Annotated in this window: 23 protein-coding genes; 6 read left to right on the top strand and 17 right to left on the bottom strand. The window is 69.9% G+C overall.

The genetic code is table 11. The annotated features are described in order from the left end of the window. Positions 1-35 precede the first annotated feature (35 nt). The 4 genes from AC2EAQ_RS02930 to AC2EAQ_RS02945 form a co-directional block, all read right to left on the bottom strand. A complete protein-coding gene (locus AC2EAQ_RS02930) occupies positions 36-1,970 on the bottom strand; it encodes a methyl-accepting chemotaxis protein (RefSeq protein ID WP_484640225.1) in 1,935 nt (644 codons plus the stop codon). A 132-nt stretch (positions 1,971-2,102) separates the two neighbouring features. Further along, positions 2,103-3,290 (bottom strand): MFS transporter, encoded by a 1,188-nt coding sequence (locus tag AC2EAQ_RS02935; RefSeq protein ID WP_484640226.1) that lies wholly within the window; start codon positions 3,288-3,290, stop codon positions 2,103-2,105. After that, a complete protein-coding gene (aroC, locus tag AC2EAQ_RS02940; RefSeq protein WP_484640227.1) occupies positions 3,287-4,387 on the bottom strand; it encodes a chorismate synthase in 1,101 nt (366 codons plus the stop codon). Before aroC ends, AC2EAQ_RS02935 begins: the two co-directional genes overlap by 4 nt. 45 nt (positions 4,388-4,432) lie before the next feature. Beyond that, positions 4,433-4,909 carry a CBS domain-containing protein gene (locus tag AC2EAQ_RS02945; protein ID WP_484640228.1) on the bottom strand — a complete coding sequence of 159 codons (477 nt, stop codon included), beginning with the start codon at positions 4,907-4,909 and terminating at the stop codon, positions 4,433-4,435. Between the two features lie 75 nt (positions 4,910-4,984). Here AC2EAQ_RS02945 and AC2EAQ_RS02950 point away from each other — a divergent pair, with 75 nt between their 5' ends. Genes AC2EAQ_RS02950 through AC2EAQ_RS02960 form a run of 3 tightly spaced genes read left to right on the top strand, consistent with a single transcriptional unit; the run spans position 4,985 to position 7,433 of the window. After that, positions 4,985-6,283 (top strand): O-acetylhomoserine aminocarboxypropyltransferase, encoded by a 1,299-nt coding sequence (locus tag AC2EAQ_RS02950; protein ID WP_484640229.1) that lies wholly within the window; start codon positions 4,985-4,987, stop codon positions 6,281-6,283. Continuing rightward, the gene (locus AC2EAQ_RS02955; protein ID WP_484640231.1) at positions 6,280-7,080 is read left to right on the top strand and encodes an alpha/beta fold hydrolase; all 801 of its coding nucleotides are present in this window, start codon (positions 6,280-6,282) and stop codon (positions 7,078-7,080) included. The genes AC2EAQ_RS02950 and AC2EAQ_RS02955 overlap by 4 nt, the downstream gene beginning before the upstream one ends. A 14-nt stretch (positions 7,081-7,094) precedes the next feature. Next, the gene (locus tag AC2EAQ_RS02960) at positions 7,095-7,433 is read left to right on the top strand and encodes an Mpo1-like protein (RefSeq protein WP_484640233.1); all 339 of its coding nucleotides are present in this window, start codon (positions 7,095-7,097) and stop codon (positions 7,431-7,433) included. Here the strand turns inward: AC2EAQ_RS02960 and AC2EAQ_RS02965 are convergent. The 3 genes from AC2EAQ_RS02965 to polA all read right to left on the bottom strand — a co-directional run bounded on the left by AC2EAQ_RS02965 (position 7,430) and on the right by polA (position 12,920). Next, complete coding sequence (locus AC2EAQ_RS02965) at positions 7,430-7,891, bottom strand: SixA phosphatase family protein (RefSeq protein WP_484640235.1); 462 nt, start codon at positions 7,889-7,891, stop codon at positions 7,430-7,432. The two genes, AC2EAQ_RS02960 and AC2EAQ_RS02965, sit on opposite strands and share 4 nt — an antisense overlap. Further along, positions 7,882-9,945: a polyphosphate kinase 1 gene (gene ppk1, locus AC2EAQ_RS02970; RefSeq protein WP_484641141.1), complete on the bottom strand. Its 2,064-nt coding sequence runs from the start codon at positions 9,943-9,945 to the stop codon at positions 7,882-7,884. The genes AC2EAQ_RS02965 and ppk1 overlap by 10 nt, the downstream gene beginning before the upstream one ends. Positions 9,946-10,124: 179 nt before the next feature. After that, complete coding sequence (gene polA, locus AC2EAQ_RS02975; protein WP_484640236.1) at positions 10,125-12,920, bottom strand: DNA polymerase I; 2,796 nt, start codon at positions 12,918-12,920, stop codon at positions 10,125-10,127. 32 nt (positions 12,921-12,952) lie between these two features. On the opposite strand from polA, the gene AC2EAQ_RS02980 reads away from it, so the two are divergent. From AC2EAQ_RS02980 to AC2EAQ_RS02990, 3 genes are read left to right on the top strand one after another with little or no spacing between them, the layout of a single operon-like run. Then, on the top strand, positions 12,953-13,255 hold the full coding sequence (locus AC2EAQ_RS02980; RefSeq protein WP_484640237.1) for a hypothetical protein: 303 nt from the start codon (positions 12,953-12,955) through the stop codon (positions 13,253-13,255). A 7-nt stretch (positions 13,256-13,262) separates the two neighbouring features. After that, the gene (locus tag AC2EAQ_RS02985; RefSeq protein ID WP_484640238.1) at positions 13,263-14,255 is read left to right on the top strand and encodes a homoserine kinase; all 993 of its coding nucleotides are present in this window, start codon (positions 13,263-13,265) and stop codon (positions 14,253-14,255) included. A gap of 16 nt (positions 14,256-14,271) precedes the next feature. After that, positions 14,272-15,090 (top strand): BPSS1780 family membrane protein, encoded by an 819-nt coding sequence (locus AC2EAQ_RS02990; RefSeq protein ID WP_484640239.1) that lies wholly within the window; start codon positions 14,272-14,274, stop codon positions 15,088-15,090. On the opposite strand, the gene phoR is transcribed toward AC2EAQ_RS02990, so the two are convergent. The 10 genes from phoR to folP form a co-directional block, all read right to left on the bottom strand. After that, positions 15,091-16,449 (bottom strand): phosphate regulon sensor histidine kinase PhoR, encoded by a 1,359-nt coding sequence (gene phoR / locus AC2EAQ_RS02995; RefSeq protein ID WP_484640240.1) that lies wholly within the window; start codon positions 16,447-16,449, stop codon positions 15,091-15,093. It lies immediately after the preceding gene. Continuing rightward, on the bottom strand, positions 16,446-17,156 hold the full coding sequence (gene phoB, locus AC2EAQ_RS03000; protein WP_484640241.1) for a phosphate regulon transcriptional regulator PhoB: 711 nt from the start codon (positions 17,154-17,156) through the stop codon (positions 16,446-16,448). Before phoB ends, phoR begins: the two co-directional genes overlap by 4 nt. Positions 17,157-17,166: 10 nt before the next feature. Beyond that, a complete protein-coding gene (gene phoU / locus AC2EAQ_RS03005) occupies positions 17,167-17,874 on the bottom strand; it encodes a phosphate signaling complex protein PhoU (RefSeq protein ID WP_484640242.1) in 708 nt (235 codons plus the stop codon). Positions 17,875-17,889: 15 nt separating this feature from the next. Further along, on the bottom strand, positions 17,890-18,693 hold the full coding sequence (gene pstB / locus AC2EAQ_RS03010; protein WP_484640243.1) for a phosphate ABC transporter ATP-binding protein PstB: 804 nt from the start codon (positions 18,691-18,693) through the stop codon (positions 17,890-17,892). Further along, positions 18,687-19,640 carry a phosphate ABC transporter permease PstA gene (gene pstA, locus AC2EAQ_RS03015; RefSeq protein ID WP_484640245.1) on the bottom strand — a complete coding sequence of 318 codons (954 nt, stop codon included), beginning with the start codon at positions 19,638-19,640 and terminating at the stop codon, positions 18,687-18,689. The genes pstB and pstA overlap by 7 nt, the downstream gene beginning before the upstream one ends. Before the next feature lies 1 nt (position 19,641). Next, complete coding sequence (pstC, locus tag AC2EAQ_RS03020) at positions 19,642-20,589, bottom strand: phosphate ABC transporter permease subunit PstC (protein ID WP_484640246.1); 948 nt, start codon at positions 20,587-20,589, stop codon at positions 19,642-19,644. Between the two features lie 91 nt (positions 20,590-20,680). Next, positions 20,681-21,667 carry a PstS family phosphate ABC transporter substrate-binding protein gene (locus AC2EAQ_RS03025; RefSeq protein ID WP_484640248.1) on the bottom strand — a complete coding sequence of 329 codons (987 nt, stop codon included), beginning with the start codon at positions 21,665-21,667 and terminating at the stop codon, positions 20,681-20,683. 146 nt (positions 21,668-21,813) lie between these two features. Next, positions 21,814-22,134, bottom strand: coding sequence for a hypothetical protein (locus AC2EAQ_RS03030; RefSeq protein WP_484640249.1), 321 nt, complete (start codon positions 22,132-22,134; stop codon positions 21,814-21,816). 209 nt (positions 22,135-22,343) lie between these two features. Next, a complete protein-coding gene (glmM, locus tag AC2EAQ_RS03035; protein ID WP_484640250.1) occupies positions 22,344-23,681 on the bottom strand; it encodes a phosphoglucosamine mutase in 1,338 nt (445 codons plus the stop codon). Continuing rightward, a complete protein-coding gene (gene folP / locus AC2EAQ_RS03040) occupies positions 23,678-24,529 on the bottom strand; it encodes a dihydropteroate synthase (RefSeq protein ID WP_484640251.1) in 852 nt (283 codons plus the stop codon). Before folP ends, glmM begins: the two co-directional genes overlap by 4 nt. Positions 24,530-24,565: the final 36 nt, after the last annotated feature.

The following is a 24,565-nucleotide window of genomic DNA, read 5'->3' on the forward strand; positions in this document are numbered from 1 at the left end:
ATGCCTTCACCGGGCCACTTGCAGGGACGCGCCGGTCAGGCCAGCGTGAAGCGGGACGCGATCGAGGCCAGGGCCTGGGCCTGGTGGTGCATCGACTGCGCCGCCGCCGATGCCTCCTCCACCAGCGCCGCGTTCTGCTGCGTGTTGCGGTCGATCTCGGAGACGGTCTCGTTGACGTGGGCAATGCCGGTGGTCTGCTCCGCGGTGGCGCTGGCCACCTCGGACAGCAGCGCATTGATGCGCTGCACCGAGTCGACGATCTGCTGCATCGTCTCGCCGGCCTGCTGCACCACCTGGGCGCCGCTCTCGGTCTTGACCACGGCGGAGTCGATCAGCGCCTTGATCTCGCGCGCGGCCTCGGCGCTGCGCTGCGCCAGGCTGCGCACCTCGCCCGCCACCACGGCGAAGCCCTTGCCCTGCTCGCCGGCCCGCGCGGCCTCGACCGCAGCGTTAAGCGCCAGGATGTTGGTCTGGAACGCGATGCCATCGATGACGCCGATGATGTCGGCCACCTTCGACGACGACGACTGGATGTCCTGCATGGTGGACACGGCCTGCGTGATCACCATGCCGCCGCGCGACGCCACCTCGGCGTTCTCCTTCGCCAGCTGGGCCACCTCGCGGGTGGTGTCCGCGGTGTTGCGCACCGCCGACTGCATCTGCTCCATCGCCGATGCGCTCTTCTCGAGGTTCGCGGCGGTCTCCTCGGTGCGCCGCGCCAGGTCGTTGGTGCCTTCGGACAGCTGCGTGCTGGCGATGGCCACCTGGTCGGCCGAGCTGCGGATGGTGCCGATGGTGCGCGAGAGGCCGCTGCGCATCTCGGACAGCCGGTTCAGCACCGCGCCGATCTCGTCGCGGCCCCAGGCATTGGGCTTGGCGCTCAGGTCGCCGCTGGCGATGCGGTCGATGTGCGCGCGCATGTAGTCCAGGCCACCGCCCATCACGATGGCGAAGCTGGCGAACAGGTAGGCGCCGATGGCCAGGAACAGCGCGATGACGCCGGCCACGACGTTGCGCTTGGCCTGCAGGCTGCCGATGCGCTCGGCCAGCAGCCGGTCCAGTTCGGCGGCCGTGGTTTTCTGCAGCAGAAAGAAGGCGCCAAGGGACTCCTCGCCCAACCGCTCGACCTGCCCCGCGTCCGCCTGCTCCGACGCAAGGATCTCGTGCATGCGGTGCATCGGCTCGGTGCCGGGCTTGTCGTCGAGCTTGCGTGCCAGTTCCGGCCGCACCGCCACCACCTTGGCCAGGCCCGCGAGCAGCCGGCCGTGATAGTCGTCGCCGAGGGCCTCGGCCGCCGCCATCTGCGGGCTGACGTCGAGCTTGCCGCCCGAGGTCTTGCGCAGATGCGCCAGGGCTTCGAGTCGTCCGACGGATTCCGCCAGCGACGGCACGGCCGTATAGGCGGCGTCCATCAGGTAGTAGGTGTCGATGTCGGGGTCCAGCGTCAGGTTGGAGCCGTCGGCGGCCGCGGTGACCAGGCCCACCAGGGTGGCCACGTAGTCGGAGTGGACCTTCATCGCGTCGCTGCCCGTGGCACCGGCGACCGCCTGCTGGGCCGCGAGCGCCGCCTTGTAGGCCGTGGCCGTGCCGAGTTCGGCGCCCAGGCGCTCCTGTACCTTGGACAGCTTGTCGAGCTGCGACTTGGTGTCGTCCGCGACGACGCCGCCCGACGCCACTTCGACGCGGGCGTGCAGCGCGCTCTTGAGCAGCGGCATCACCTCCTGCGCGTACTCGACGCCGATGCGTTCCTTGGCCGAGAAATCGATTGCAGCGGACTGCGCGGCAAACCAGTTCCAGCCCACGGTGGCCAGCGGCACCAGGAAGGCAGCACTGATGATCAGGGCCTTGGTGCGGAACTTGACGTTGCGGAACAGACGTACGCCGGGCGCCCAGGCGCCGTGGTAGCGGAAGAAGTCGCCGCTGTCGGGGCCCTTCGCCACGCCTGCAGTGGAGTTCGTCGTCACGGTCATCGCGTCAATCTCCTGCAGGGAAGGCCTCTCGCCACCCCGCCCTCGTTGCGTTGTTGGTGACCTGGATTGTTCGGAGCCCGGCCGCGGCCGATCCTCCGATTAGCGGGGCTCCCGGGCCCCAGTTCGTCGCCGTCAGCCGGCGGCGGTGCGCGCCACGGCCCGGGCGCGCCAGTAGCAGCCGAAGCCGGCCGCGGCCACGGCGGCGGCCGCGGCAAACACGGCCGGAAAGCCCCAGCGGTCGCTCAGGGCCCCACCGGCCACCCCGCCCAGCACCCCCGACACGCCATAGCCCAGCGTGCTGTAGAGCGCCTGCCCGCGACCGCGCAGCGAGCCCGGGAAATGCCGGTCCACCGTGGCGATGCAGGCCGCGTGATGTGCGGCAAACGTCACGGCATGCGTGGCCTGGGTCAGCACCAGCACCATCGCGCTGCCGCCCAGTAGCGCCATCGCGGCGAAGCGCAGCGCCGCCACGCCCGCGGCCAGCAGCAGCCAGGTCTGCGCGTTCCAGCGCGCGAACCAGCGCGCCTGGGTCCAGAAGAAGGCGATCTCCGCCGCCACCGACACGGCCCACAGCGCGCCGACGGCCGACTTGCCGTAGCCCAGGTCCACCAGATAGAGCGACAGGAACGCATACAGCGAGGTGTGCGCCAGCACGGTCAGCACCGTGCCGGCGAAGAACCACGCCACGGCCGGCTGGCGCAGCACCGCCCACACGCCGCGGCCCGCTGCCAAGGGCGCGGCCGATGCCGCTGGGGGCGACGCCGGCAGCCGCCACGACGCCAGCAGCAACGCCGCGAACAGCGCCACGGTGAGCCAGGGCAGCGCGGCGATGCCGATCCACTGCAGCAGCGCACCGGAGACCACCACGGCGGCGATGAAGCCCAGCGAACCCCAGGCGCGCACGCGGCCGTAGCGGCCCACGTCGAGCCCGCCGGCGGTGGACAGCCGTTGCGCCAGCGCCGCCTCGGTCAGCGGCATCACGCCGGCATTGGCCAGGTACACCAGCGTGACCACCACCGCCACCGCGGCGTACTCGCGCGCCACCAGCAGCCCGAGCGCGAACAGCACGGAAAGGCCTGAGGCGATGCGCAGCAGCCGATGGCGCTGCTGGCCGTGCTGCCAGTGGTCGCCGATCCAGCTCCAGCCGTAGGGCGCGACGACGCGGGTCCAGGCCTGCAGCGACGCGATCGCACCGATGGCCAGCGTGGAATAGCCCAGCGACTGGAACCACAGCGGCGCGTACGGGTTGAACAGCCCGATGGCGGCGAAATAGGCGAAGCACAGCGCGCCGAACGGCGCCAGCGAGGCCTGGGGCGTCAAGCCACGCTGCCCGGGATGGCGGGCACGGGAAGCTGCACGTCGGCGTTCTGGGCCCGGTGCCGCAGCGCGTGGTCCATCAGCACCAGCGCCAGCATCGCCTCGGCGATCGGCGCCGCGCGGATGCCCACGCAGGGGTCGTGGCGGCCGTGCGTTTCCACGGTGGTGGGGGCGTTGCGGCGGTCGATCGACGCACGCGGCAGCCGGATCGAACTGGTGGGCTTGATTGCGAGCGACACGCGCAGGTCCTGCCCGGTGCTGATGCCGCCGAGCGTGCCGCCCGAGTGGTTGGTGCGGAAGCCCTGCGGCGTGAGTTCGTCGCCGTGCTCGCTGCCGTGCTGGGCCACGACGCCGAAGCCGTCGCCGATCTCCACGCCGCGCACCGCGTTGATGCCCATCATGGCGAAGGCGATGTCGGCGTCGAGCTTGTCGAACAGCGGCTCGCCCCAGCCCGCGGGCACGCCGCTGGCCACGCACTCGATGCGCGCGCCGACCGAGTCGCCCGCCTTGCGCAGCGCGTCCATCGTGGCCTCGAGCTGCGGCACGATGCTCATGCTGGGCGCGAAGAACGGATTGTCGTGGATGACGGCGGCGTCCTCGAACGGAATTTCCACGTCGCCCAGCTGCGACATCCAGGCGCGGATCGCGACGCCGTGGTGCGCGGCCAGCCACTTGCGCGCCACGGCCCCCGCCGCGACCATCGGCGCGGTCAGCCGTGCCGAGGAGCGGCCGCCGCCGCGCGGGTCGCGCAGGCCGTACTTGCGCCAGTAGGCGTAGTCGGCATGGCCGGGGCGGAAGGTGTCGAGCAGGTTCGCGTAGTCCTTGCTGCGCGGGTCCACGTTGGGGATCAGCAGCGCGATCGGCGTGCCGGTGGTCTGGCCCTCGTAGACGCCGGACAGGATCTGAACCTGGTCGGTTTCCTGGCGCTGGGTCACGTGGCGGCTGGTGCCCGGGCGGCGCCGGTCGAGGTCGGGCTGGATGTCGCCCTCGGCCAGCGGCAGGCCGGGCGGGCAGCCGTCGATCACGCAGCCGATGGCCGGGCCATGGCTCTCGCCGAAGTTGGTGACGCGAAAGAGGTGGCCGAACGTGCTTCCCGACATGCGCCCATTCTAGGAGCGCCGCGCCGGGGCGCCGGCGCGCCCCGGCTACTGCGCGGGCGGGGCCGCGGTGGGCGGCTCGTCGCCCTCGCCCACCGGCCAGTCGCGGATGTAGGCCTTGAGCATGCGGTTCTCGAAGTCCTGGCTGTCGACCACGGCCTTGGCCACGTCGTAGAACGAGATCACGCCCATCAGCGTCTTCTGGTTCAGCACGGGCATGTAGCGGGCGTGGCGCTGCAGCATCATGCGGCGCACCTCGTCGAGCTCGGTCTCGGGCGTGCAGGTCAGCGGGAAGTCGTCCATCACCGTGCGCACGATCGTGGAGCCGACCACGCCGCCGTTGCGCACCACGGCCTGGATCACCTCGCGGAAGGTGAGCATGCCGGTCAGCTCGCCATGGCTCATCACCACCAGCGAGCCGATGTCCAGCTCGGCCATCGTGCGCAATGCGTTGGCCAGGGGTTCGTCGGGGGTCACGGTGTACAGCGTGCCGCCCTTGACGCGCAGGATGTCGATGACCTTCATGCTCGCCTCCGTCGTGTGCCGTTTCGCGACCAACATAGCACACAATCCCCGCCGTCCCCACCCCTGGACTACGCCATGCCCGGCCCCTCCGATCCCGGCTTCGACACGCTGGCGCTGCATGCCGGCGCGGCGCCCGACCCCGCCACCGGCGCGCGGGCGCTGCCGATCCACCTGAGCACGTCGTTCGTGTTCGAGTCCAGCGAGCAGGCCGCGTCGCTGTTCAACCTGGAGCGCTCGGGCCATGTGTACAGCCGCATCAGCAACCCGACCAATGCGGTGTTCGAGGAGCGCATGGCCGCACTCGAAGGCGGCGTGGGCTCGATCGCCACCGCCAGCGGCCAGGCGGCGCTGACGCTGGCCGTCACCACGCTGGCCGGCGCGGGCTCGCACATCGTGGCCAGCTCGGCGCTGTATGGCGGCTCGCACAACCTGCTGGCCTACACGCTGGCGCGCTTCGGCATCGCCACCACCTTCGTGCGGCCCGGCGACGTGGACGCCTGGCGCTCCGCGATCCGGCCCGAGACCCGGCTGCTGTTCGGCGAGACGCTGGGCAACCCCGGCCTGGACGTGCTGGACATCCCGACCGTCGCCGCCATCGCCCACGACGCCGGCCTGCCGCTGTTGGTGGATTCCACCTTCACCACGCCATGGCTGATGCGTCCCTTCGACCATGGCGCCGACCTCGTCTACCACTCGGCCACCAAGTTCCTGTGCGGCCACGGCACCGTGGTCGGCGGCGTGCTGATCGACGGCGGGCGCTTCGACTGGGGTCGCGCGACGCGCTTTCCCGAGCTGAACCAGCCCTATGCGGGCTTCCACGGCATGGTCTTCGCCGAGGAATCGACCGAGGGCGGCTTCCTGCTGCGCGCGCGCCGCGAGGGGCTGCGCGACTTCGGCGCCTGCATGAGCCCGCACACCGCCTGGCTGATCCTGCAGGGCATCGAGACGCTGCCGCTGCGCATGGCGCGCCACGTGGACAACACGCGCAAGGTGGTGGCGTTCCTGGCCGGGCACCCGATGGTGGCCGGCGTGGGCTACCCCGAGCTGGAAGGCCATGCGAGCCATGCGCTGGCGAAGCGGCTGCTGCCGCGCGGCTGCGGCGCCGTGTTCAGCTTCGACCTCAAGGGCTCGCGGCGCCAGGGCGTGGCCTTCATCGAGGCGCTGAAGCTGTTCTCGCACCTGGCCAACGTGGGCGACTGCCGCTCGCTCGTGATCCACCCCGCGTCGACCACGCACTTCCGGATGGACGACGCCGCGCTCGCCTCGGCCGGCATCGGCCCGGGCACGATCCGGCTGTCGATCGGCCTGGAGGACGCCGACGACCTGATCGACGACCTGAAGCGCGCGCTCAAGGCCGCGGAGAAGGCGGCATGAAGCTCGTCGTCCAGGGCCGCGAGGCCTACGCCTACACCGGCGGCAAACCCTTCGACCCGGCACTGCCCACGCTGATCTTCGTGCATGGCGCGGTCAACGACCACTCGGTGTTCACGCTGCTGGCGCGCTGGTTCGCGCACCATGGCTTCGGCGTGCTGGCGGTGGACCTGCCGGGGCACATGCGCAGCGAGGGCCCGGCGCTGCGCAGCGTGCCCGAGATGGCCGACTGGGTGCTGGCGCTGATGGACGCCGCGGGCGTGCAACGCGCGGCCGTGGCCGGCCACAGCCTGGGTTCGCTGGTGGCCCTGGAATGCGCCGCGCGCGCGCCGCAGCGCATGAGCCGGCTGGTGATGCTGGGCACCTGCGTGCCGATGCCGGTGCCGCAGGCGCTGCTGGACCTGTCGCGCACCGATGCGATGGCCGCGATCGACCGGGTGGTGGTGTTCTCGTTCTCGACGCTGGCGGCCAAGCCGTCGTACCCCGGTCCCGGCGTGTGGCTGCGCGGCGCCGGCCGCCACTTGATGCGCCTGGTGATGGCGCATGGCGGCGACCCGATGCTGTTCCACACCGACTTCACCGCCTGCAACGACTACCGTCATGGCCTGGAGTCGGCCGCCCGGGTGGCCTGCCCGGCGCATCTGGTGCTGGCGCAGGCCGACCAGATGACGCTGCCGCGCGGCGCGCGCGAGGTGGCCGCAGCGCTGAAGGCCACCGTGCACACCGTGCCCGGCGGGCATTACCTGATGCAGGAAAGCCCGGACGCGGTGTTGAATGCGATGCGGGCCGCCCTGGCCTGACCCGAACGCCCGGCATGGACACCCCCTCCCCCGCACCCACCGCCGTCGACCCCCGGTCGCTGCGCAGCTTTGCCGAGTTCTACCCCTTCTACCTTGGCGAGCACGCCAACCGCACCTGCCGCCGCCTGCACTTCCTGGGCTCGACGCTGGCGCTGGCGTGCCTGGCGATGCTGCTGGCCACCGGCCAGCCGCAGTACCTGCTGTACGGCCTGCTGTGCGGCTACGGCTTCGCCTGGATCGGCCACTTCGCGTTCGAGAAGAACCGGCCGGCGAGCTTCAAGCGCCCGCTCTACAGCTTCATGGGCGACTGGGTCATGTACCGCGACATCTGGACCGGGCGCATCCCGTTCTAGATCGACTCCGGCCCTCGCACCGTCACCAGCACGGTCTGCCCGTCGCCGTCGCGCTCGCGCCGGCGCAGCCACCACACCGCCCCCTTCTTCACGCTCCAGGGCTGCACCACGCCGGCCAGCAGGTGGGCGGCCACGAGCCCGAGCGTGGGCTGGTGCCCGATCACGAGCACCGGCTCCTTGGCGTCGGGCCAGCGTGCGGCGTCCAGCAGCTGCGGCACCGACGACTCCGGCCCCAGGCTCGGCACGGTGCGGAACCTGCGGTCCAGGGCGGCCGCCGTCTGCTGCGTGCGGCGCGAGGGGCTGGCCAGCACCCGCGTCGTCGCAGGCAGGTGCTGGTTCAGCCAGGCGGCCATGCGCGCCGCGTGGCGCTCGCCGCGCCCGGTAAGCGGCCGGTCGAGGTCGTCCTCGCCATCGGCGCTGTCGGCCGCCTCGGCGTGACGCCAGAGGATCAGGTCCATCCGTAGCGCCGCATCAGCGCCTGCTGGGCGGAGATGCCGTCGGTGGCCACGCGGGCGTAGCTGCCGTCGGGCCCCATGGTCCAGGCGTCGAGCGTGTCGTGCAGGTAGGGCACGAGGCATTCGTCGATGACCCGCTGGCGCAGCGACGGGTCGCGCACCGGCCAGGCCAGCTCGATGCGGCGGAACATGTTGCGCCCCATCCAGTCGGCCGACGACAGGTACAGCGCCTCGTCGTCGTCGCTCTCGCCCCAGCGGAAGTACATCACCCGCGTGTGCTCCAGGAAGCGGCCGACGACCGAACGCACGCGGATGCGGTCGCTGACGCCGGGCACTCCCGGGCGCAGCATGCAGGCACCCCGCACCACGAGGTCGATGTTCGCGCCCGCGCGCCCCGCGGCGAGCAGGGCGTCGATCAGCCCGACGTCGGTCAGCGCGTTGAACTTGGCCGCGATGCGCGCGGGCCGCCCGGCGCGGGCCGCGTCGGCCACGCGGCCGACCATCTGCACCAGGCTCCGGTGCAGGCCGAACGGCGCGGTGAGCAGGCGCTGCGGCGCGCGGGTGCGGGCCTGGCTGGCCAGCTGCTGGAAGATCGCCTCGGCGTCGGCGGTGAGCGCGGGGTCGGCGCTGAGGTAGCCGACGTCGGTGTACAGCCGTGCGGTGCGCGGGTTGTAGTTGCCCGTGGACAGGTGCACGTAGCGGCGCATGCGGGCGCCTTCGCGCCGCGTCACCAGCAGCAGCTTGGCATGCGTCTTCAGGCCGACGATGCCGTAGACCACCTGCGCGCCCACCGCCTCCAGCCGCTCGGCCCAGTTGATGTTGGCCTCCTCGTCGAAGCGCGCCTTGAGCTCCACCACGACGGTGACTTCCTTGCCGCGCCGCGCCGCGTCGAGCAGCAGTTCCATCAGCTCGCTGTCGCTGCCGGTGCGGTAGATGGTCTGCTGGATCGCCAGCACGTCCGGGTCATGCACCGCCTCGCGCAGGAAGGCAATCACGGGCTCGAAGCTCTCGAACGGATGGTGCAGCAGCAGGTCGCCGTCCTGGCGCAGCCGCTCGAAGACGGAGCGGCCGCGCGCCAGCCGCGCCTCGGGCCAGGCCGGCTCGAACGGGGCGAAGCGCAGCGCCGGCCCCCGGGACGAGTCCGAGGCCTGGTCGATCATCTGCGCCAGCCGCACCAGGTTCACCGGGCCGTTGACGCGGTACAGCGCCGCCTCGGGCAGCGCGAACTGCGTCAGCAGGAACTGCTCCAGGTCCTTCGGGCAGGTGCTCACCACCTCGAGGCGGATCGCCTGGCCGAAGTGGCGCGTGGTCAGGCCGGTGCGCAGGGCCTGGCGCAGGTTGACCACCTCGCGCTCGTCCACCGCCAGGTCGGAATCGCGCGTGACGCGGAACTGCGAGAACGCCTCCACTGTGCGCCCGGGAAACAGCGACTCGAGGTGGGCGCGGATCACCGACGACAGCAGCACGAAGCCCTGCCGGCCGCGCTGCACGATCGCGTCGGGCAGCCGGATCACCCGCGGCAGCACGCGCGGCACCTTGACGATGGCGATCTGGTTCTCGCGGCCGAAGGCGTCGGGGCGGCCGAGCCGCACGATGAAGTTCAGGCTCTTGTTGGCCACCAGCGGGAACGGGTGCGACGGGTCCAGGCTCACCGGCAGCAGCAGCGGCCGCACCTGCTCCTCGAAGAACGTGGCCACCCAGCGCCGCTGCGCCGCATTGCGCTGCGCATGGTTCAGGATCACCAGCCCGGCCTCGGCCAGCGCCGGCATCACCTTGTCGTTGAACAGCGCGTACTGCTCGTCGATCAGCGCATGGGCGCTGGCGGCCAGCGCCTCCATGTCGCTGCGCGCCTGCGCCGAATCGCGGTCCCGCACGGCTTCCAGGTAGTCGGCGAAGCGCACCTCGAAGAACTCGTCGAGGTTCGACGACACGATGGTCACGTAGCGCAGCCGCTCCAGCAGCGGCACGTCGGCCCGCTCGGCCTGCGCCAGCACGCGCCGGTTGAACTCGAGGATCGCCTCCTCGCGCCCCACCAGCGCCGCATCGGCCACCGGCATCACGCCCGCCCCCGCGCCGTCCGCTCCACGTTCGTCGTTCATTCCCCGAGCCTATGACCGATCCAAGACAGGCAAATGACAGGCACCCGCACTTCCCAGCAGACGCGAGGGGTCCGGCTCCGCCGGCCCCTACGCGTCGCCCCCCTGGGGGGGAGCCGCGAAGCGGCATCGGGGGGGAGTCAATGAGCCTCTTCCCAGTTCGCCCCCACCCCCACCTCGGCCAGCAGCGGCACGTTGAAGCGCGCCACGCCGGCCATCAGCGCCGGCACGCGCTCGCGCACCCAGTCGACCTCGGCCTCGGGCACCTCGAACACCAGCTCGTCGTGCACCTGCATCACGATGCGCGTGCCGCGGCGCTCGGCGTCGATGGCGGCCTGCACCGCGATCATCGCCAGCTTGATCAGGTCGGCGGCCGTGCCCTGCATCGGCGCGTTGATGGCCTGGCGCTCGGCGCCGGCGCGGCGCGGGCCGCTGCCGCCCTTGATCTCGGGCAGGTAGATGCGGCGGCCGAACCAGGTCTGCACGTAGCCCAGCTCGGCGGCGCGGGCGCGGGTCTCGTCCATGTAGCGCTTGACGCCGGCGAAGCGCGCGAAGTAGCGATCGATGTAGTCGCGCGCGGCCTTCTGCTCGATGCCCAGGGCCTGGGCCAGGCCGAACGCCCCCATGCCGTAGATCAGGCCGAAGTTGATCGTCTTGGCGTAGCGGCGCTGCTCGGCCGACACCGATTCCACCGGCACGTTGAACACCTCGCCGGCAGTGGCGCGGTGCACGTCCAGGCCCTGCGCGAAGGCGCGCGTCAGGCCCTCGTCGCCGGAAATGTGGGCCATGATGCGCAGCTCGATCTGCGAGTAGTCGGCGCTGGCGATCACGTGCCCCGGCGGCGCGACGAAGGCCTCGCGGATGCGCCGGCCCTCGGGCGTGCGGATCGGGATGTTCTGCAGGTTCGGGTCGTTGCTGGACAGCCGGCCCGTCACCGCCACCGCCTGCGCGTAGCTGGTGTGCACGCGGCCGGTGACCGGATTCACCATCAGCGGCAGCTTGTCGGTGTAGGTGCCCTTGAGCTTGGCGAAGCTGCGGTGCTCCAGGATCTTCGCCGGCAGCGGGAAGTCCGCCGCCAGCTCGGCCAGCACCTCTTCGTCGGTGGACGGCGCGCCGGTGGCGGTCTTCTTCTTCACCGGCAGGCCGAGCTTGCCGAACAGGATCTCGCCGATCTGCTTCGGGCTGCCCATGTTGAAGGGCTGCCCGGCGATGGCATGGGCCTCCTGCTCCAGCGCCACCATGCGCTCGGCCAGTTCGCGGCTTTGCTGCGCCAGCAGCGCGCTGTCGATCAGCACGCCGTGGCGCTCGATGCGCAGCAGCAGCTCGCTCACCGGCATCTCGATGGACTCGTAGACGAAGCGCTGGCCGAAGGGCGCGGGCGGGTCCGCCTCGAGCTGCGGCCACAGCACCTGGTGCACCGCCAGCGTCATCTCGCTGTCCTCGCCCGAGTACTCGGCGGCACGGGTCACGTCGACCTGTGAGAACGGGATCTGGTTCACGCCCTTGCCGCACAGGTCCTCGTAGGCGATGCCCTTGCGGCCCAGATGCCGCTCGGCCAGCTTTTCCAGGCCGTGGTTCAGGTGCGCCTCGAGCACATAGCTCTGCAGCAGGGTGTCGTGGCGGAAGCCGCGCGCGACGATGCCGTGGTTGGCCAGCACGTGGGCGTCGTACTTGACATGCTGCCCCACCTTGGCGGCGGCCGGGTCCTCGAGCCAGGGCTTGAGCAGTGCCAGCACCTCGTCGGCCGGCAACTGCTCCGGGGCGCCGGGATAGTCGTGCGCCAGCGGCACGTAGGCGGCCTCGCCCGGCTGCACCGCGAAGGACACGCCGACGATGCGCGCAGCCATCGCGTCGAGCGAGGTGGTCTCGGTGTCGAAGGCGACCAGCGGCGCCGCGCGCAGCCGGCCCAGCCAGTGCTCCAGCCTCTCGCGCGTGAGGACCGTCTCGTAGTGGCGCGCCACGGGGGCGGCGGGTGTTGGCGTGGCCGGGCCCGGCGCACCGTCCGCGGCGGCTGCGCCGGCCGCGCCGACGCTACCGCCCTCCTCCAGCTCGCGCTTGAAGGTGCGAAAGCCGTAGCGGCCATAGAAGTCCAGCAGCGCGGCGCGGTCGATCGGCGCCAGCGCCAACCCTTCCAGCGCCGGCCAGCCGGGCACATGGCCCGACAGGTCGCAGTCGGTGGCCACCGTGACCAGGCGGCGCCCGGTGGGCAGCCAGTCCAGCGCCCGGCGCAGGTTCTCGCCCACCGCCCCGCCGATGCGGTCCGCCGCGGCCATCACGGCGTCGAGCGAGCCGTGCTCGGCGAGCCACTTGACGGCCGTCTTGGGGCCGACCTTGTCGACGCCGGGCACGTTGTCCACCGTGTCGCCCACCAGGGTGAGGTAGTCCACGATGCGCTCGGGCGGCACGCCGAACTTGGCCTGCACGCCGGGCCGGTCGAGCACCTCGCCGCTCATCGTGTTGATCAGCGTCACGCGGTCGTCCACCAGCTGCGCCAGGTCCTTGTCGCCGGTGGAGACGATGACGCGATGCCCGGTCTCGGCGGCGCGCCGCGCCAGCGTGCCGATGGCGTCGTCGGCCTCGATGCCCGGCACCGACAGCACCGGCCAGCCGAGCAGGCGCACCGCCTCGTGGATCGGCTCGATCTGGCGCCGCAGGTCGTCGGGCATCGGCGAGCGCTGCGCCTTGTACTCGGGGTACCAGTCGTCGCGGAAGGTCTTGCCGGGGGCGTCGAACACGCAGGCGGCATGCGCGCTGGGATGGTCGGCGCGCAGCTTGCGCAGCATCGCGATGAAGCCGTGGATCGCGCCGGTAGGCACGTCGCCCGGGCCGCGCAGGTTGGGCAGCGCGTGATAGGCGCGGTAGAGGTAGCTTGAGCCGTCGATCAGCAGCAGCAGCGATGCGTCGTCGGTCTTGTCGGGGGCCGGGTCTTGTGCCATGCGGCGATTGTGCGCTGGCTAGAATGGGTCGCATGAGAACGCCGCTGGTCATCGCCTTCGCCGTCGTCGCCGCCGGCCTCGGGTCCGCCGCCCGGGCCCAGGAGGCCCGCCTGCCGCCGGAGCCGAACGTGCAGCGCACCGTGGTCCAGGACGACGCAGTGCGCATCGAGGAACTCAAGGTCCGCGGCCAGACCCAGCGCGTGACGGTCAAGCCGCGTCATGCCGCGGCCTACGAGATCGTGCCGCCCGCCGGCGGACGCGACCCGTCGCAGAACCGTGCCGGCCAGCAGCCGGGGGCCGGCGGCCAGCGCGTCTGGCACCTGCTGTCGTTCTAGCCGCCGGATGGCCGTCTTCACCCCGGTCTCGCGCGACGAGGCGAGCGAGTTCGTCGCCCGCCTGGGCGTGGGCGCGCTGACCGACCTGCGCGGCATCCAGGCCGGCATCGAGAACAGCAACTTCTTCGTCGACACCCTCGACGACGGCACCACCCGGCACTGGGTGCTCACCGTGTTCGAGCGCCTGACCTTCGAGCAACTGCCCTTCTACCTGGAGCTGATGCGCCACCTGGCGCGGCGCGGCATCCCGGTGCCGATGCCGCAGGCCGACGCGTCCGGCGAGATCCTGCACTCGCTCAAGGGCAAGCCGGCGGCCCTGGTGGACCGCCTGCCCGGCGGGCACCAGCTCGCGCCCGACGCCGACCACTGCGCCCAGGTCGGGGCGATGCTGGCCCGCATGCACGCCGCGGGCAGCGACTTTCCCCTGGTGCAGCCCAACCTGCGCGGCCTGGCGTGGTGGGTGGACACCGTGCCCCAGGTGCTGCCGCACGTCAGCGAGGCCGAGGCGGCGCTGCTGCGGTCCGAGCTGGGGTTCCAGCAGCAGCTGGCCGCGTCGCCGGCCTACGCCGCGCTGCCGCGCGGCCCAGTGCATGGCGACCTGTTCCGCGACAACGTGATGTTCGAGCCGGGCGACGTCGGCCACGAGCGCCTGTGCGGCTTCTTCGACTTCTACTTCGCCGGCGTCGACACCTTCCTGTTCGACGTGGCGGTGTGCCTGAACGACTGGTGCATCGACCTGTCCAGCGGCCATCTGGCCGAGGACCGGGCGCGCGCCTTCGTCGCCGCGTACTCGGCGGTGCGCCCGCTGGGCGGCAACGAGCAGCGCCTGCTGCCGGCGCTGCTGCGCGCCGCCGCGTTCAGGTTCTGGCTGTCGCGCCTGTGGGACCTGCACCTGCCGCGCCAGGCCGCGATCCTCAAGGCGCACGACCCGACCCACTTCGAGCGCGTGCTGCGCAGCCGCATCGACCAGCCGTGGCATGCGGCCGAGGCGGCCGCATGACCCAGGAGACCTCCCGGTGAGCCTGCGCATCCTCGACGCCGCACCCGGCCGCGGCCCGGCCTGGGTCAGCCAGTCGTTCTCGCTGTTCCTGAAGCGGCCGCTGGGCTTCTCGATGCTCTTCCTGCTGTTCCTGGTGGTGGCGATGATCCTGCTGGCGCTGCCCTGGGTCGGCGCGCTGCTGGTGCTGGCGGCCCTGCCGCTGCTGACCCTGGGCTTTGCCGCGGCCACCCGCGCCGCCCTGGCCGGCCAGCCGGTGCACGCCGGCCTGCTGGTGGAGCCGCTGATGGGCGGCGACCCGGTGCGCCGGCGCACGCTGCTGGCGCTGTGCCTGGCGTTCGCGGCGGCCAGCGCGCTGTCGATGCTGGCCGCCGACGCGGTCGACGGCGGCGCGTTCGAGAAGCTGCAGGTGCTGCTGGCCAGCACGCGGGACGACAAGGCCAACCAGCAGATCGATGCCCTGCTGTCGGATCCGGACCTGCTGGCCGGCATGTGGCTGCGCGTCGGGTTGACGGCACTGATCGCGGTGCCCTACTGGCACGCGCCGATGCTGGTGTGGTGGCATGGCCAGGGCGCGGCTCAGGCCCTGTTCTCCAGCACCCTGGCCTTCTGGCGCAACAAGGGCGCCTTCGCGCTGTACTTCCTGGCCTGGACCGCCACGGTGGCGCTGTTCGGCATCGTCAGCGGCGTGCTGCTGGCCGTGGTGGGAGCGCCGCAGATGCTGGCGCTGGTGGCGCTGCCCGCGGGGCTGATGTTCTCGACCGCGTTCTACGTGTCGCTGTACTTCACCTTCACCGACAGCTTCGCGGGCGACGACGCCCCGGCCGCGACGGCCTAGTCAGGCCCCCTGCCGGTCGGCGTCGGGCTGCAGCGCGGCCAGCTCGCCCCGGGCACGCACCCGCGCCGCGGGAAACACCAACCGGAAGCGCGAGCCCTTGCCGGGCTCGCTCTCGATCTGCAGTTCGCCGCCATGGCGCTGCACGACGTGCTTGACGATGGCCAGCCCCAGGCCGGTGCCGCCCGTGTCGCGCGAGCGGCTGCCGTCGACGCGGTAGAAGCGCTCGGTCAGGCGCGGCAGGTGCTCGCGCGCGATGCCGATGCCGGTGTCGGCCACCTCGAATACGGCGCTGCCGTCGCTGTCGCGCAGCCCCCAGCGCACGTCGATGCGCCCGCCCTCGGGCGTGTAGCGAACTGCGTTGGACAGCAGGTTGCTCATGGCGCTGACGAGTTCGCCTTCCGCGCCGGCCACCTCCAGGCCGCTCTGGCGGTCCAGGTGCAGGTCCTGCCGTCCGGCGCACAGCAGCTCGGCATCGGCCATGACCGTCGCCAGCAGCGCGTCGATGGACACCCAGCGGTCCGCCGCGGGGCGCGGGCTGCCTTCCAGCTGGGCCAGGGTCAGCAGGTCTTCGACCAGGGTCTGGATGCGCGTGGTCTGCTGGCGCATCAGGCCGAACACGCGCGGCTGCTCCGCCGCCGACAGCGGCACGCTGGCCAGGGTCTCGACGAAGCCGGCGAGCACGGTCAGCGGCGTGCGGATCTCGTGCGACACGTTGGCCACGAAATCGCGCCGCATGGTCTCCATGCGCTCGCGCTCGGTCACGTCCTGCGACAGGATGAGCTTCTGGCCGTCGCCATAGGGCCGCACCAGTACCGACAGCGTCATCCGCCCCTGGGGGCCGGCGAACTCGACGGCGTGGTCGAACTCGCCTGCGGCCAGGTGCGCCACGAAGCTGGGCGAACGCAGCAGATTGGTCACCTTCTGCCGCTGATCGCGCACCGGCATCAGACCGAAGTGGTCCGCAGCCTGCGCGTTGCACCACTCGATCCGATCCTCGGCATCGACCAGAAGCACGCCGTTGGGCGAGGCATCGATGGCATCCAGGAATTGGCGCAGGCGCTCGCGCTCGGACTCGGCCTGCCGTTCCCGCATGCGCAAGGCGCGTTCGACTCGATAGGCGATGTCACCCCAGAAGCCGGAAACTCGTGGCGCGGGCGCTTCCTGCGTACCACGCAGCCATCGGAGAAACCGCGCCGCGCGCGCCGCATCGACCAGCGCCATCGACGCCACGCCGACCAGGGCACCGAATCCAGCTCCGATCGGTACCGCTTCGTTCCAGGAACCGATCCATCCGCCAACGAGACCACCCAGCAGCAGGCCCATCAGCACGGCCGCTACGCGGCCGAAAGAGGCGCTCATGCCGATGCCAGGGCCCTTGGCGCCAGTCGGTAGCCGGCACCCCGAACCGTTTCCACCATGTGGGCACAGTTCAACGGCGACAGCGCTTCGCGCAGGCGCTTGATATGGACGTCGACCGTTCGCTCCTCGATGAACACGTGATCGCCCCAGACGCGGTCCAGAAGCTGGGATCGACTGTGCACCCGCTCGGGATGCGTCATCAGGAAGTGAAGCAACCGGAACTCGGTCGGACCGACCTTGGCCTCGCGGCTGGCTCCATCGAGCAACCTCGTGACACGCCGGGTCGCAGGATCGAGCACCAGGCCCCCCACCTCGACAGCGTCGTCCAGGGCCTGGGGCGCCTTGCGGCGCAGCACGGCGCGCACTCGCGCAAGCAGTTCCTTCGGCGAGAACGGCTTGGTGACGTAGTCGTCGGCGCCACCGTCGAGCCCGGACAGCTTGTCCGCCTCGGCGGCTCGAGCCGTCAGCATGATGATCGACAGAGCCCGGGTGCGGGGATCGGCCCGCCACCGCTTGGCCAAGGCCAGTCCGGACTCCCCGGGCAACATCCAGTCCAGGATGACCAGGTCTGGCAGCATGCGGTCCACGAAGGCCGCCGCGGCGACCGCATCCGCAGCCAGGGTGACCTCGAAACCCGAGTGACGCAGATTGATGGCGACGAGTTCGGCAATCGCCGCTTCATCCTCCACCACCAGGACGCGAGTCATGGCATCGACCTCAACGGACAGCGTCTTCGACCGCCGTCATCGGCGCGTGCCGCACGTCGGTGCCCTTGACGATGTAGATCACCGCTTCCGCCAGGTTCTTGCCGTGATCGCCGACCCGCTCGATCGCCTTGGCGACAAAGACGAGGTCGATCGACGCCGAAATCGTGCGCGGATCTTCCATCATGTACGTGATCAGCTTGCGCATCAGACCGTCGAATTCCTGGTCGATCAGGTCGTCCGCCTTGAGCACCTGAAGTGCCTGCTCGGTGTCGAGGCGGGCGAAGGCATCGAGAGAGCGCCGCAGCTGGGCAATGGCCAGGTCCGCCTCGAACCCGAGATCGGCCACCGGCAACCGCAGGCGGCTGGACACGCCGGTGTTGATCAGACGCTGAACCGTCCTGGCAATCCGCGCCGCCTCGTCACCCACGCGCTCCAGATTGGCAATCGCCTTGCTGATGGCGATCAGGAGCCGCAGGTCGCGGGCCGTGGGCTGTCGACGCGCAATGATGGCAGACAGATCGAAATCGATCTCGACTTCCATCTGGTTCACGCGCTCCTCGGTCTTCAGGACCTGCGTCGCGGTTTCCCCGCTGAAGTGGGACAGCGCATAGATCGCCTGCGCAACCTGCGACTCGACCATGCCTCCCATTTCGAGGACGCGATTGGAGATACCCGCCAGCTCGGCGTCGAACTGGGTGGATAGATGCTTGTCTGGCATGGTGCGCTCCCTGTTTCAGCCGAAACGACCGGTGATGTAGTCCTCGGTCTCTTTCCTCTTCGGCTTCATGAAGAGTTCCGCGGTGGGACCGAACTCGATCAGATCGCCGAGGTACATGTAGGCCGTGTAGTCGGACACGCGTGCGGCCTGCTGCATGTTGTGGGTGACGATCAGGATCGACACCCGGGAGCGGATCTCCTGGATCAGTTCCTCGATGCTGCCGGTGGCGATCGGATCCAGCGCGGACGTCGGCTCGTCGAACAGGAGCAGTTCGGGCTCCGTGGCCAGCGCCCGGGCGATGCACAGCCGCTGTTGCTGACCACCACTCATGGCAAAGGCGACTTCGTCCAGACGATCCTTCACCTCGCCCCACAGGGCCGCCCCCTTCAGGGCCTGCTCCACCCGGTCGTCCAGCTCGGTCCTGTTGTTCACGCCGCGCACCCGAAGGCCGTACGCCACGTTCTCGTAGATCGACTTCGGAAAAGGATTGGGCTTCTGGAAGACCATGCCGATGCGCATGCGAACCTCGATCGGATCCACGTCGCGCGCCAGGATGTTCACGTTGTCCGGCTTGAGGATGATCTCGCCTTCATAGCGGTTGCCGGGATACAGATCGTGCATGCGGTTGAAGCAGCGCAGCAGCGTGCTCTTGCCGCACCCGCTGGGCCCGATCAATGCCGTGACCTTGTGCTCCTCGATCGGCATCGAGACGTTCTTCAGGCTCTTGAAGTCGCCGTAGTAGAAGCTGAGGTTGCGGACCTCGGCCTTGTTCACCGTGGCCGGCTTCTCAACCGGACGCTCCAGAGTGTCGATCACCATTTGATGCTCTTTCGGACTTGATAACGCAGATAGATGGCGAGGCCATTCATCAGCAGCGTCATGAACAGGAGGACCACACCGGCCGCCGCGGCATTGATCTGGAAGGCCTTGTCCGGCCGCGACACCCAGTTGTACATCTGGATCGGCAACACGGTGAACTCCGACCAAAGCCACTGGGTGCTGAGGAACGGGAACTCACCTGTCACCGGCATCGGCGGCAGGAAGGCGATGAACGTCAATGCGCCGATCGTGATGATCGGTGCGGTCTGGCCGATGGCTTCGGCCATGCCGAGGATCACGCCCGTCATCATCCCTCCCCGGGAGTAGGGCAGGAGATGGTCGCTGACCATCTGCCAGCGGGTGGCTCCAGCGCCGTAGGCCGCCTCGCGGATGTGGATCGGCACGGAGCGAAGTGCCTCGCGCGAGGACACGATGACGATCGGAAGGATGAGCAGGGCCAATGTCAGCCCGGCGGTCAGGATGCTCTCGCCGAAACCGAACTGATAGACGAACAGCCCGAGCGCCAGCAGGCCGTAGACGATGGAAGGCACACCGGCCAGGTTCGTGACATTGATCTCGATGAGGTCCGTGAACCAGTTCTTCTTGGCGTACTCCTCGAGATACACCGCTGCGCCAATGCCGATCGGCACTGCGGCCAGCATCGTGACCAGCATGACGAGTGCGCTGCCGACCCATGCCGAAAGGATGCCCGCCCTCTCTGCCCTCCGCGAGGGAAAGCTCGTCATGAACTCCGAGGAAAGGCGCGGCAGGCCGTCGATGAGCAGGTCGAGAAAGGCTGCGATCAGCACCAGCACGGCGAACGCGGTGAAGGTCACCCCGACGAAGGCGAAGACCTTCTGGTTGCGCACACCTGCCGCGATGCGGGAACGCAACTCGGACAGGCGCTGTTCGCGCGCTGCGGTGCTGTGATCAGCTGTCGTACTCATGTCAGTAGGCCTTGCGATAGCGGCGACGCAGGAAGTGGCCTGCGACGTTGAGGACCAGCGTCATCAGCAGCAGCACCAGGCCGGCAGCGAAGATGCTGCGATAGCCCACCGAACCGTGCTCCAGATCACCCATGCTGACCTGGGCGATGTAGGCGGTCAGGGTGGCTGCAGCATCGAGAGGGTTGAAGGAGAAGTTGGCGTTCTGTCCTGCCGCGATCGCCACGATCATCGTTTCGCCGATCGCCCGCGCTGCGGCCAGCACGAACGCCGCCACGACACCGGAGATCGCCGCAGGCATCACCACCTTGAGCGACACCTGCATCTTGTTGCTGCCCAGCGCGTAGGCGCCTTCGCGCATGGCCATGGGCACGGCTCTCATGGCGTCTTCGGACAAGGACGCGATGGTGGGAATCGTTGCGATGCCGATCACCAGACCGGGCACCAGCATGTTGAAGCCCGGCAGGTTGGGCAGGATCGTGCCTTGCAGCAGGGGCGTCACGAACAGGAGCGCGAAGTATCCGAAGACGATCGTCGGCACGGCCTGGATCAGTTCCAGGGCAGGCTTGATGATCTCGCGCGCCTTGTGTGGCGCGAACTCCGACAGGTAGATCGCGATCACGGTGCCCATGGGCACCGCCACCAGCAGCGCGATGAACGTAATCGTCAGCGTGCCCGAGACCAGGGGAAGGATCCCGTACTGGGGGTTCTCGAACAACGGTGTCCAGACCGTGCCGGTAATGAAATCCCAGACCGACACGAAGCTGAAGAAGCCGATCGACTCGTAGACCAGGATGACCGTGATCGCCAGCGTGGTGAACACGGCCACCAGGCCACAGCCCATCAGCAGCAGCTCGATGAACAGTTCCTTGAGGTGGCGGGTGGCCTTGCGCTTGAGCCGCATGGGGTCGACTTTATCGCCCACGACGGCGGGATGGGAAATCGCAGCCAAAGTACCCCCTCCGGTTCTCGATCCAAAGCGGCTTTTGCGAAAGCCGCCAAGCCGGGCCGCTTCCCGCGGCTCCGGCTCGACTCAGTGCCCGCTATTCCTTGGCTTCCAAGGACATCAGTTGCTCAACGGTCAGGCCGACCTTGTTCTCACCACCCATCTTGGTTCCCACGCGACCCTTCTGCAGTGCAGCGAGGTTGTACTCGTAGGCCTTCGACGGCAGCGGCACGTACTTCACTTCGGCCACCAGCTTCGGCGCGTTCTTCATGTAGTACTCGGCAAACGCCTTGATCTCGGGCTTGGCCAGAGACTTCGCATTGACGTAGATGAAGATCGGACGAGACAGCGGCTGGTAGGTGCCGTTGAGCACGTTGGCAGCGCTGGGTTCGACGGCCTTGCCACCCTTCCAGCTGATCGGCAGGCCCTTGAGCTTGTCCTTGTTCTCTTCGTAGTAGGCGAAGCCGAAGAAGCCCAGCGCATTGCGGCTGCGGCTGACGCCCTGGACGATGACGTTGTCGTCCTCGCTGGCCGTGAAGTCGCCACGGCTGGACTTGCTCTTGCCCGTGACGGCTTCGGTGAAGTAATCGAACGTGCCCGAGTCGGCGCCGGCACCGAACAGCTGAAGCGGCGCGTCAGGCAGGGCCGGGTTCGCGTCCTTCCAGCGCATGATCTTGCCCTGCGCCGCGGGCTCCCACATCTTCTTGAGGTCCTCGATCGAGATCTCCTTGACCGGGCTGTCCTTGTGAACCACGACGGTGAGGGCATCGAAGGCCACAGGCAGTTCGATGTACTGAACACCGGCCGCCTTGCAGTCCTTCATCTCGCCAGCAAGGATCGGGCGCGAGGCGTTCTGGATGTCGGTCTCGCCGCGGCAGAACTTCTTGAAGCCGCCACCCGTGCCACTGATGCCGACGGTGACCTTCAGGTTGCGGTTGGCCTTCTGAAACTCCTCGGCGACCGCTTCGGTCACCGGGAACACGGTGCTGGATCCATCGACCTTCACCGACTGGGCGTGCGCCAGCGTCGAGAACAGAGAACCGGCCAGCGCCACCGCAGTGACTGAACCAAAGGCGAACTTCATGGGATTCCTTTCAACTCGTAAGGGCCTAGATCAACGTGAAGAGGACTCTAGGAGCGGGATATGACGACACGGTGACAGGCTCGTGAAGGAAAACTGACTGTCCCGAGCCCGCCCCCAGGCGCGAACGCACCACTAAGGTGCAGCGGTCAAGCCTGCGGCTTGCATTTCTCGCCTTCGGACTTGCCTTGGTGGCTCAGCGCGGAGCCATCTCCGGACTTGAGGGTGAGTCGGTAGCCATCACCCTCGAACTGGTCGGCACCCACGGCACCCAGTTCCGCGGCCCCATGGTGGCCCCGGACCCGGGCGGTCCGACCGTCCTCGCTGACACGGACGGCAAAGGTCTTGCCGCCCTCACAGGCGAAGCGAACGAACTGACCTGCCTTGACACCGGGGGGCAGGGTGGGCGACGAGGCGCAGGCCCCGAGGGTCAAGCCGGCGGCCAGGATGAGGAGGAGGTTCTTTGGCATGGCGTTTCACTGTGCAGGGTTGAACTCGCTCGCCAGTCTCGAACCGGACCATGACGATGATGTGACGGTTTGACGTCACGATGAGGGCGAAGCGGCTGGAGCGTCAGGCCCGCCATGCCACGGCGCGGCACCGCCATGCCCGTCTCGAGGCGCGTCTGCACCGCGCCCGGCCTGACGGCCCCGCCCGCGTGGGACCCGCTTCCCGCCGATCAGCCCGAAGCGACCGCGTCGGCCAGCCTTCTGGCGCTTTCGCGCGCCATCGCGGCATCTCGCGCCTCGACCATCACGCGAAGCACGGGCTCGGTGCCCGAGGCGCGGATGAGGACGCGACCTTCGCCCTGCAGATCGCCTTCCACCGCAGCCTGGGCCGCGATCAGCGCAGGGTTGCTGCGCCAGTCTCCGAGTTCCGCGACGCGAACGTTGATCATCGTCTGGGGAAACAGATTCACTCCGTCGAGCATCGCCTCCAGCGACTGCCCGCTGCGCCGCACGGCTTCCAGGATCTGCAGCGCGCTGACGATGCCGTCGCCGGTGGTGTGGCGGTCCAGCGCGAGCAGATGCCCGGAGCCCTCTCCGCCCAGCACCCAGCCGCGCGCATTGAGTTCCTCGAGCACGTAGCGGTCACCGACCTTGGCCCGCACCAGCGGCACGCCGCGGGCATTGAGCGCCAGCTCCACGGCCATGTTGGTCATCAGCGTGCCCACGGCCCCGGGCACGGCTTCGCCCCGCGCCAGCCGGTCGGCCACCATCACGTAGAGCAGTTCGTCGCCGTTGAACAGGCGCCCGCTGCCGTCCACCACCTGCAGGCGGTCGGCGTCGCCGTCGAGCGCGATGCCGTAGTCGGCCCGGTGCTGCCGCACGGCGGCCACCAGGGCGTCCGGGGCGGTGGCGCCGACGCCGGCGTTGATGTTGGTGCCGTCCGGCGCGCAGCCGATGGTGACCACCTCGGCGCCCAGCTCGTGGAACACGTCGGGCGCGACGTGGTAGGCCGCGCCATGCGCCGCGTCGACCACGAGCTTGAGCCCCTTGAGCGACAGCTCGGACGAGAAGCGGCTCTTGCAGAACTCGCCGTAGCGGCCACCGGCGTCGTCGAGCCGGCGCGCCTTGCCCAGCCCGGCGGAATCGGCCCAGACCGGCGCGGCGTCGAGCGCCGCCTCGACGGCCAGCTCCCAGGCGTCCGGGAGCTTCTGGCCCATGGCCGAGAAGAATTTGATGCCGTTGTCCGGGAACGGGTTGTGTGACGCGCTGATCACCACGCCGAGGTCGAGCCGCAGCGCCCGCGTCAGGTAGGCCACGCCGGGCGTGGGCAGCGGCCCCGACAGCAGCACGTCGACGCCCGCCGAGGCGAAGCCCGCCTCGAGCGCCGACTCGATCATGTAGCCCGAGATGCGGGTGTCCTTGCCGATCAGCACCGTGGGCCGGGCCGTGTCGCGGCGAAGCACCTGGCCCACGGCATGGCCGAGCCGAAGCATGAAGTCCGCCGTGATGGGCGCCTGGCCCACCGTGCCGCGGATGCCGTCGGTGCCGAAGTAACGTCGATTGCTCATGTTGTCCTGTCCTGAGGGCGCGGCGTGGCCGCCTGCCAGATCGCCAGCGCGTCCACCGTCGCGGCCACGTCGTGCACGCGCAGCACGCCGGCGCCCCGTTGCGCCGCCAGCAGCGCCGCCGCGACGCTGGCCGCCAGCCGCTCCCCTACCGCACGGCCCGTCACGCTGCCCAGGGTGGACTTGCGCGACCACCCCACGAGCAACGGCCGCCCCAGCGCCAGCAATTCGTCCTGCCGTGCCAGCAGCGCCAGATTGTGCTGCGGCAGCTTGCCGAAGCCGATCCCCGGATCGAGGACGATTCTCGCGGCACCGATGCCGGCGCCCTCGGCGACGGCGAGCCGGCGTGCCAGAAACGCACGCACTTCGGCGACCACGTCGCCGTAGTCGGGGGCGGCCTGCATCGACTGCGGCTGGCCCTGCATGTGCATCAGGCACACCCCCGCGCGGGGATGCGCCGCCACCGCCTCGATGGCCCCCGGCAGGGCCAGCGCCCGCACGTCGTTGACGATGTCGGCGCCGAGGTCGAGCACGGCCCGGATCACCTCGGGCCGGCTCGTGTCCACCGACACCGGCACGCCGAGCGTGACCGCGTGTCGAACCACCGGCACCACGCGGGCGAGTTCCTCGTCGACCGAGGGCGTGCGGGCGCCCGGGCGGGTGGACTCGCCGCCGATGTCCAGCAGGTGGGCTCCTTCGCGCAGCAGCGTTTCGCAGTGCGCCATTGCCGCCTCGGGGCGGTCGTGGCGCCCGCCGTCCGAGAACGAGTCCGGCGTCACGTTGACGATGCCCATCACGCGCGGCGTCGACAGGTCGACGTCGAAGCGCGAGGTCTGCCAGGTCGGGGTCATGGAGCCGGAAAAAGGCGACGGGGCCGAAGCCCCGCC

It is taken from the genome of Aquabacterium sp. T101, from assembly GCF_057219775.1.

What these genes read in the sequence shown, in the direction of transcription:
- AC2EAQ_RS02930 (WP_484640225.1), bottom strand. Translation starts at nt 1,970, where the DNA reads ATGACCGTGACGACGAACTCCACTGCAGGCGTGGCGAAGGGCCCCGAC.
- aroC (WP_484640227.1), bottom strand. Translation starts at nt 4,387, where the DNA reads ATGTCGGGAAGCACGTTCGGCCACCTCTTTCGCGTCACCAACTTCGGC.
- AC2EAQ_RS02945 (WP_484640228.1), bottom strand. Translation starts at nt 4,909, where the DNA reads ATGAAGGTCATCGACATCCTGCGCGTCAAGGGCGGCACGCTGTACACC.
- AC2EAQ_RS02950 (WP_484640229.1), top strand. Translation starts at nt 4,985, where the DNA reads ATGCCCGGCCCCTCCGATCCCGGCTTCGACACGCTGGCGCTGCATGCC.
- AC2EAQ_RS02955 (WP_484640231.1), top strand. Translation starts at nt 6,280, where the DNA reads ATGAAGCTCGTCGTCCAGGGCCGCGAGGCCTACGCCTACACCGGCGGC.
- AC2EAQ_RS02960 (WP_484640233.1), top strand. Translation starts at nt 7,095, where the DNA reads ATGGACACCCCCTCCCCCGCACCCACCGCCGTCGACCCCCGGTCGCTG.
- AC2EAQ_RS02965 (WP_484640235.1), bottom strand. Translation starts at nt 7,891, where the DNA reads ATGGACCTGATCCTCTGGCGTCACGCCGAGGCGGCCGACAGCGCCGAT.
- ppk1 (WP_484641141.1), bottom strand. Translation starts at nt 9,945, where the DNA reads ATGCCGGTGGCCGATGCGGCGCTGGTGGGGCGCGAGGAGGCGATCCTC.
- polA (WP_484640236.1), bottom strand. Translation starts at nt 12,920, where the DNA reads ATGGCACAAGACCCGGCCCCCGACAAGACCGACGACGCATCGCTGCTG.
- AC2EAQ_RS02980 (WP_484640237.1), top strand. Translation starts at nt 12,953, where the DNA reads ATGAGAACGCCGCTGGTCATCGCCTTCGCCGTCGTCGCCGCCGGCCTC.
- AC2EAQ_RS02985 (WP_484640238.1), top strand. Translation starts at nt 13,263, where the DNA reads ATGGCCGTCTTCACCCCGGTCTCGCGCGACGAGGCGAGCGAGTTCGTC.
- phoR (WP_484640240.1), bottom strand. Translation starts at nt 16,449, where the DNA reads ATGAGCGCCTCTTTCGGCCGCGTAGCGGCCGTGCTGATGGGCCTGCTG.
- phoB (WP_484640241.1), bottom strand. Translation starts at nt 17,156, where the DNA reads ATGACTCGCGTCCTGGTGGTGGAGGATGAAGCGGCGATTGCCGAACTC.
- phoU (WP_484640242.1), bottom strand. Translation starts at nt 17,874, where the DNA reads ATGCCAGACAAGCATCTATCCACCCAGTTCGACGCCGAGCTGGCGGGT.
- pstB (WP_484640243.1), bottom strand. Translation starts at nt 18,693, where the DNA reads ATGGTGATCGACACTCTGGAGCGTCCGGTTGAGAAGCCGGCCACGGTG.
- pstA (WP_484640245.1), bottom strand. Translation starts at nt 19,640, where the DNA reads ATGAGTACGACAGCTGATCACAGCACCGCAGCGCGCGAACAGCGCCTG.
- AC2EAQ_RS03025 (WP_484640248.1), bottom strand. Translation starts at nt 21,667, where the DNA reads ATGAAGTTCGCCTTTGGTTCAGTCACTGCGGTGGCGCTGGCCGGTTCT.
- AC2EAQ_RS03030 (WP_484640249.1), bottom strand. Translation starts at nt 22,134, where the DNA reads ATGCCAAAGAACCTCCTCCTCATCCTGGCCGCCGGCTTGACCCTCGGG.
- glmM (WP_484640250.1), bottom strand. Translation starts at nt 23,681, where the DNA reads ATGAGCAATCGACGTTACTTCGGCACCGACGGCATCCGCGGCACGGTG.
- folP (WP_484640251.1), bottom strand. Translation starts at nt 24,529, where the DNA reads ATGACCCCGACCTGGCAGACCTCGCGCTTCGACGTCGACCTGTCGACG.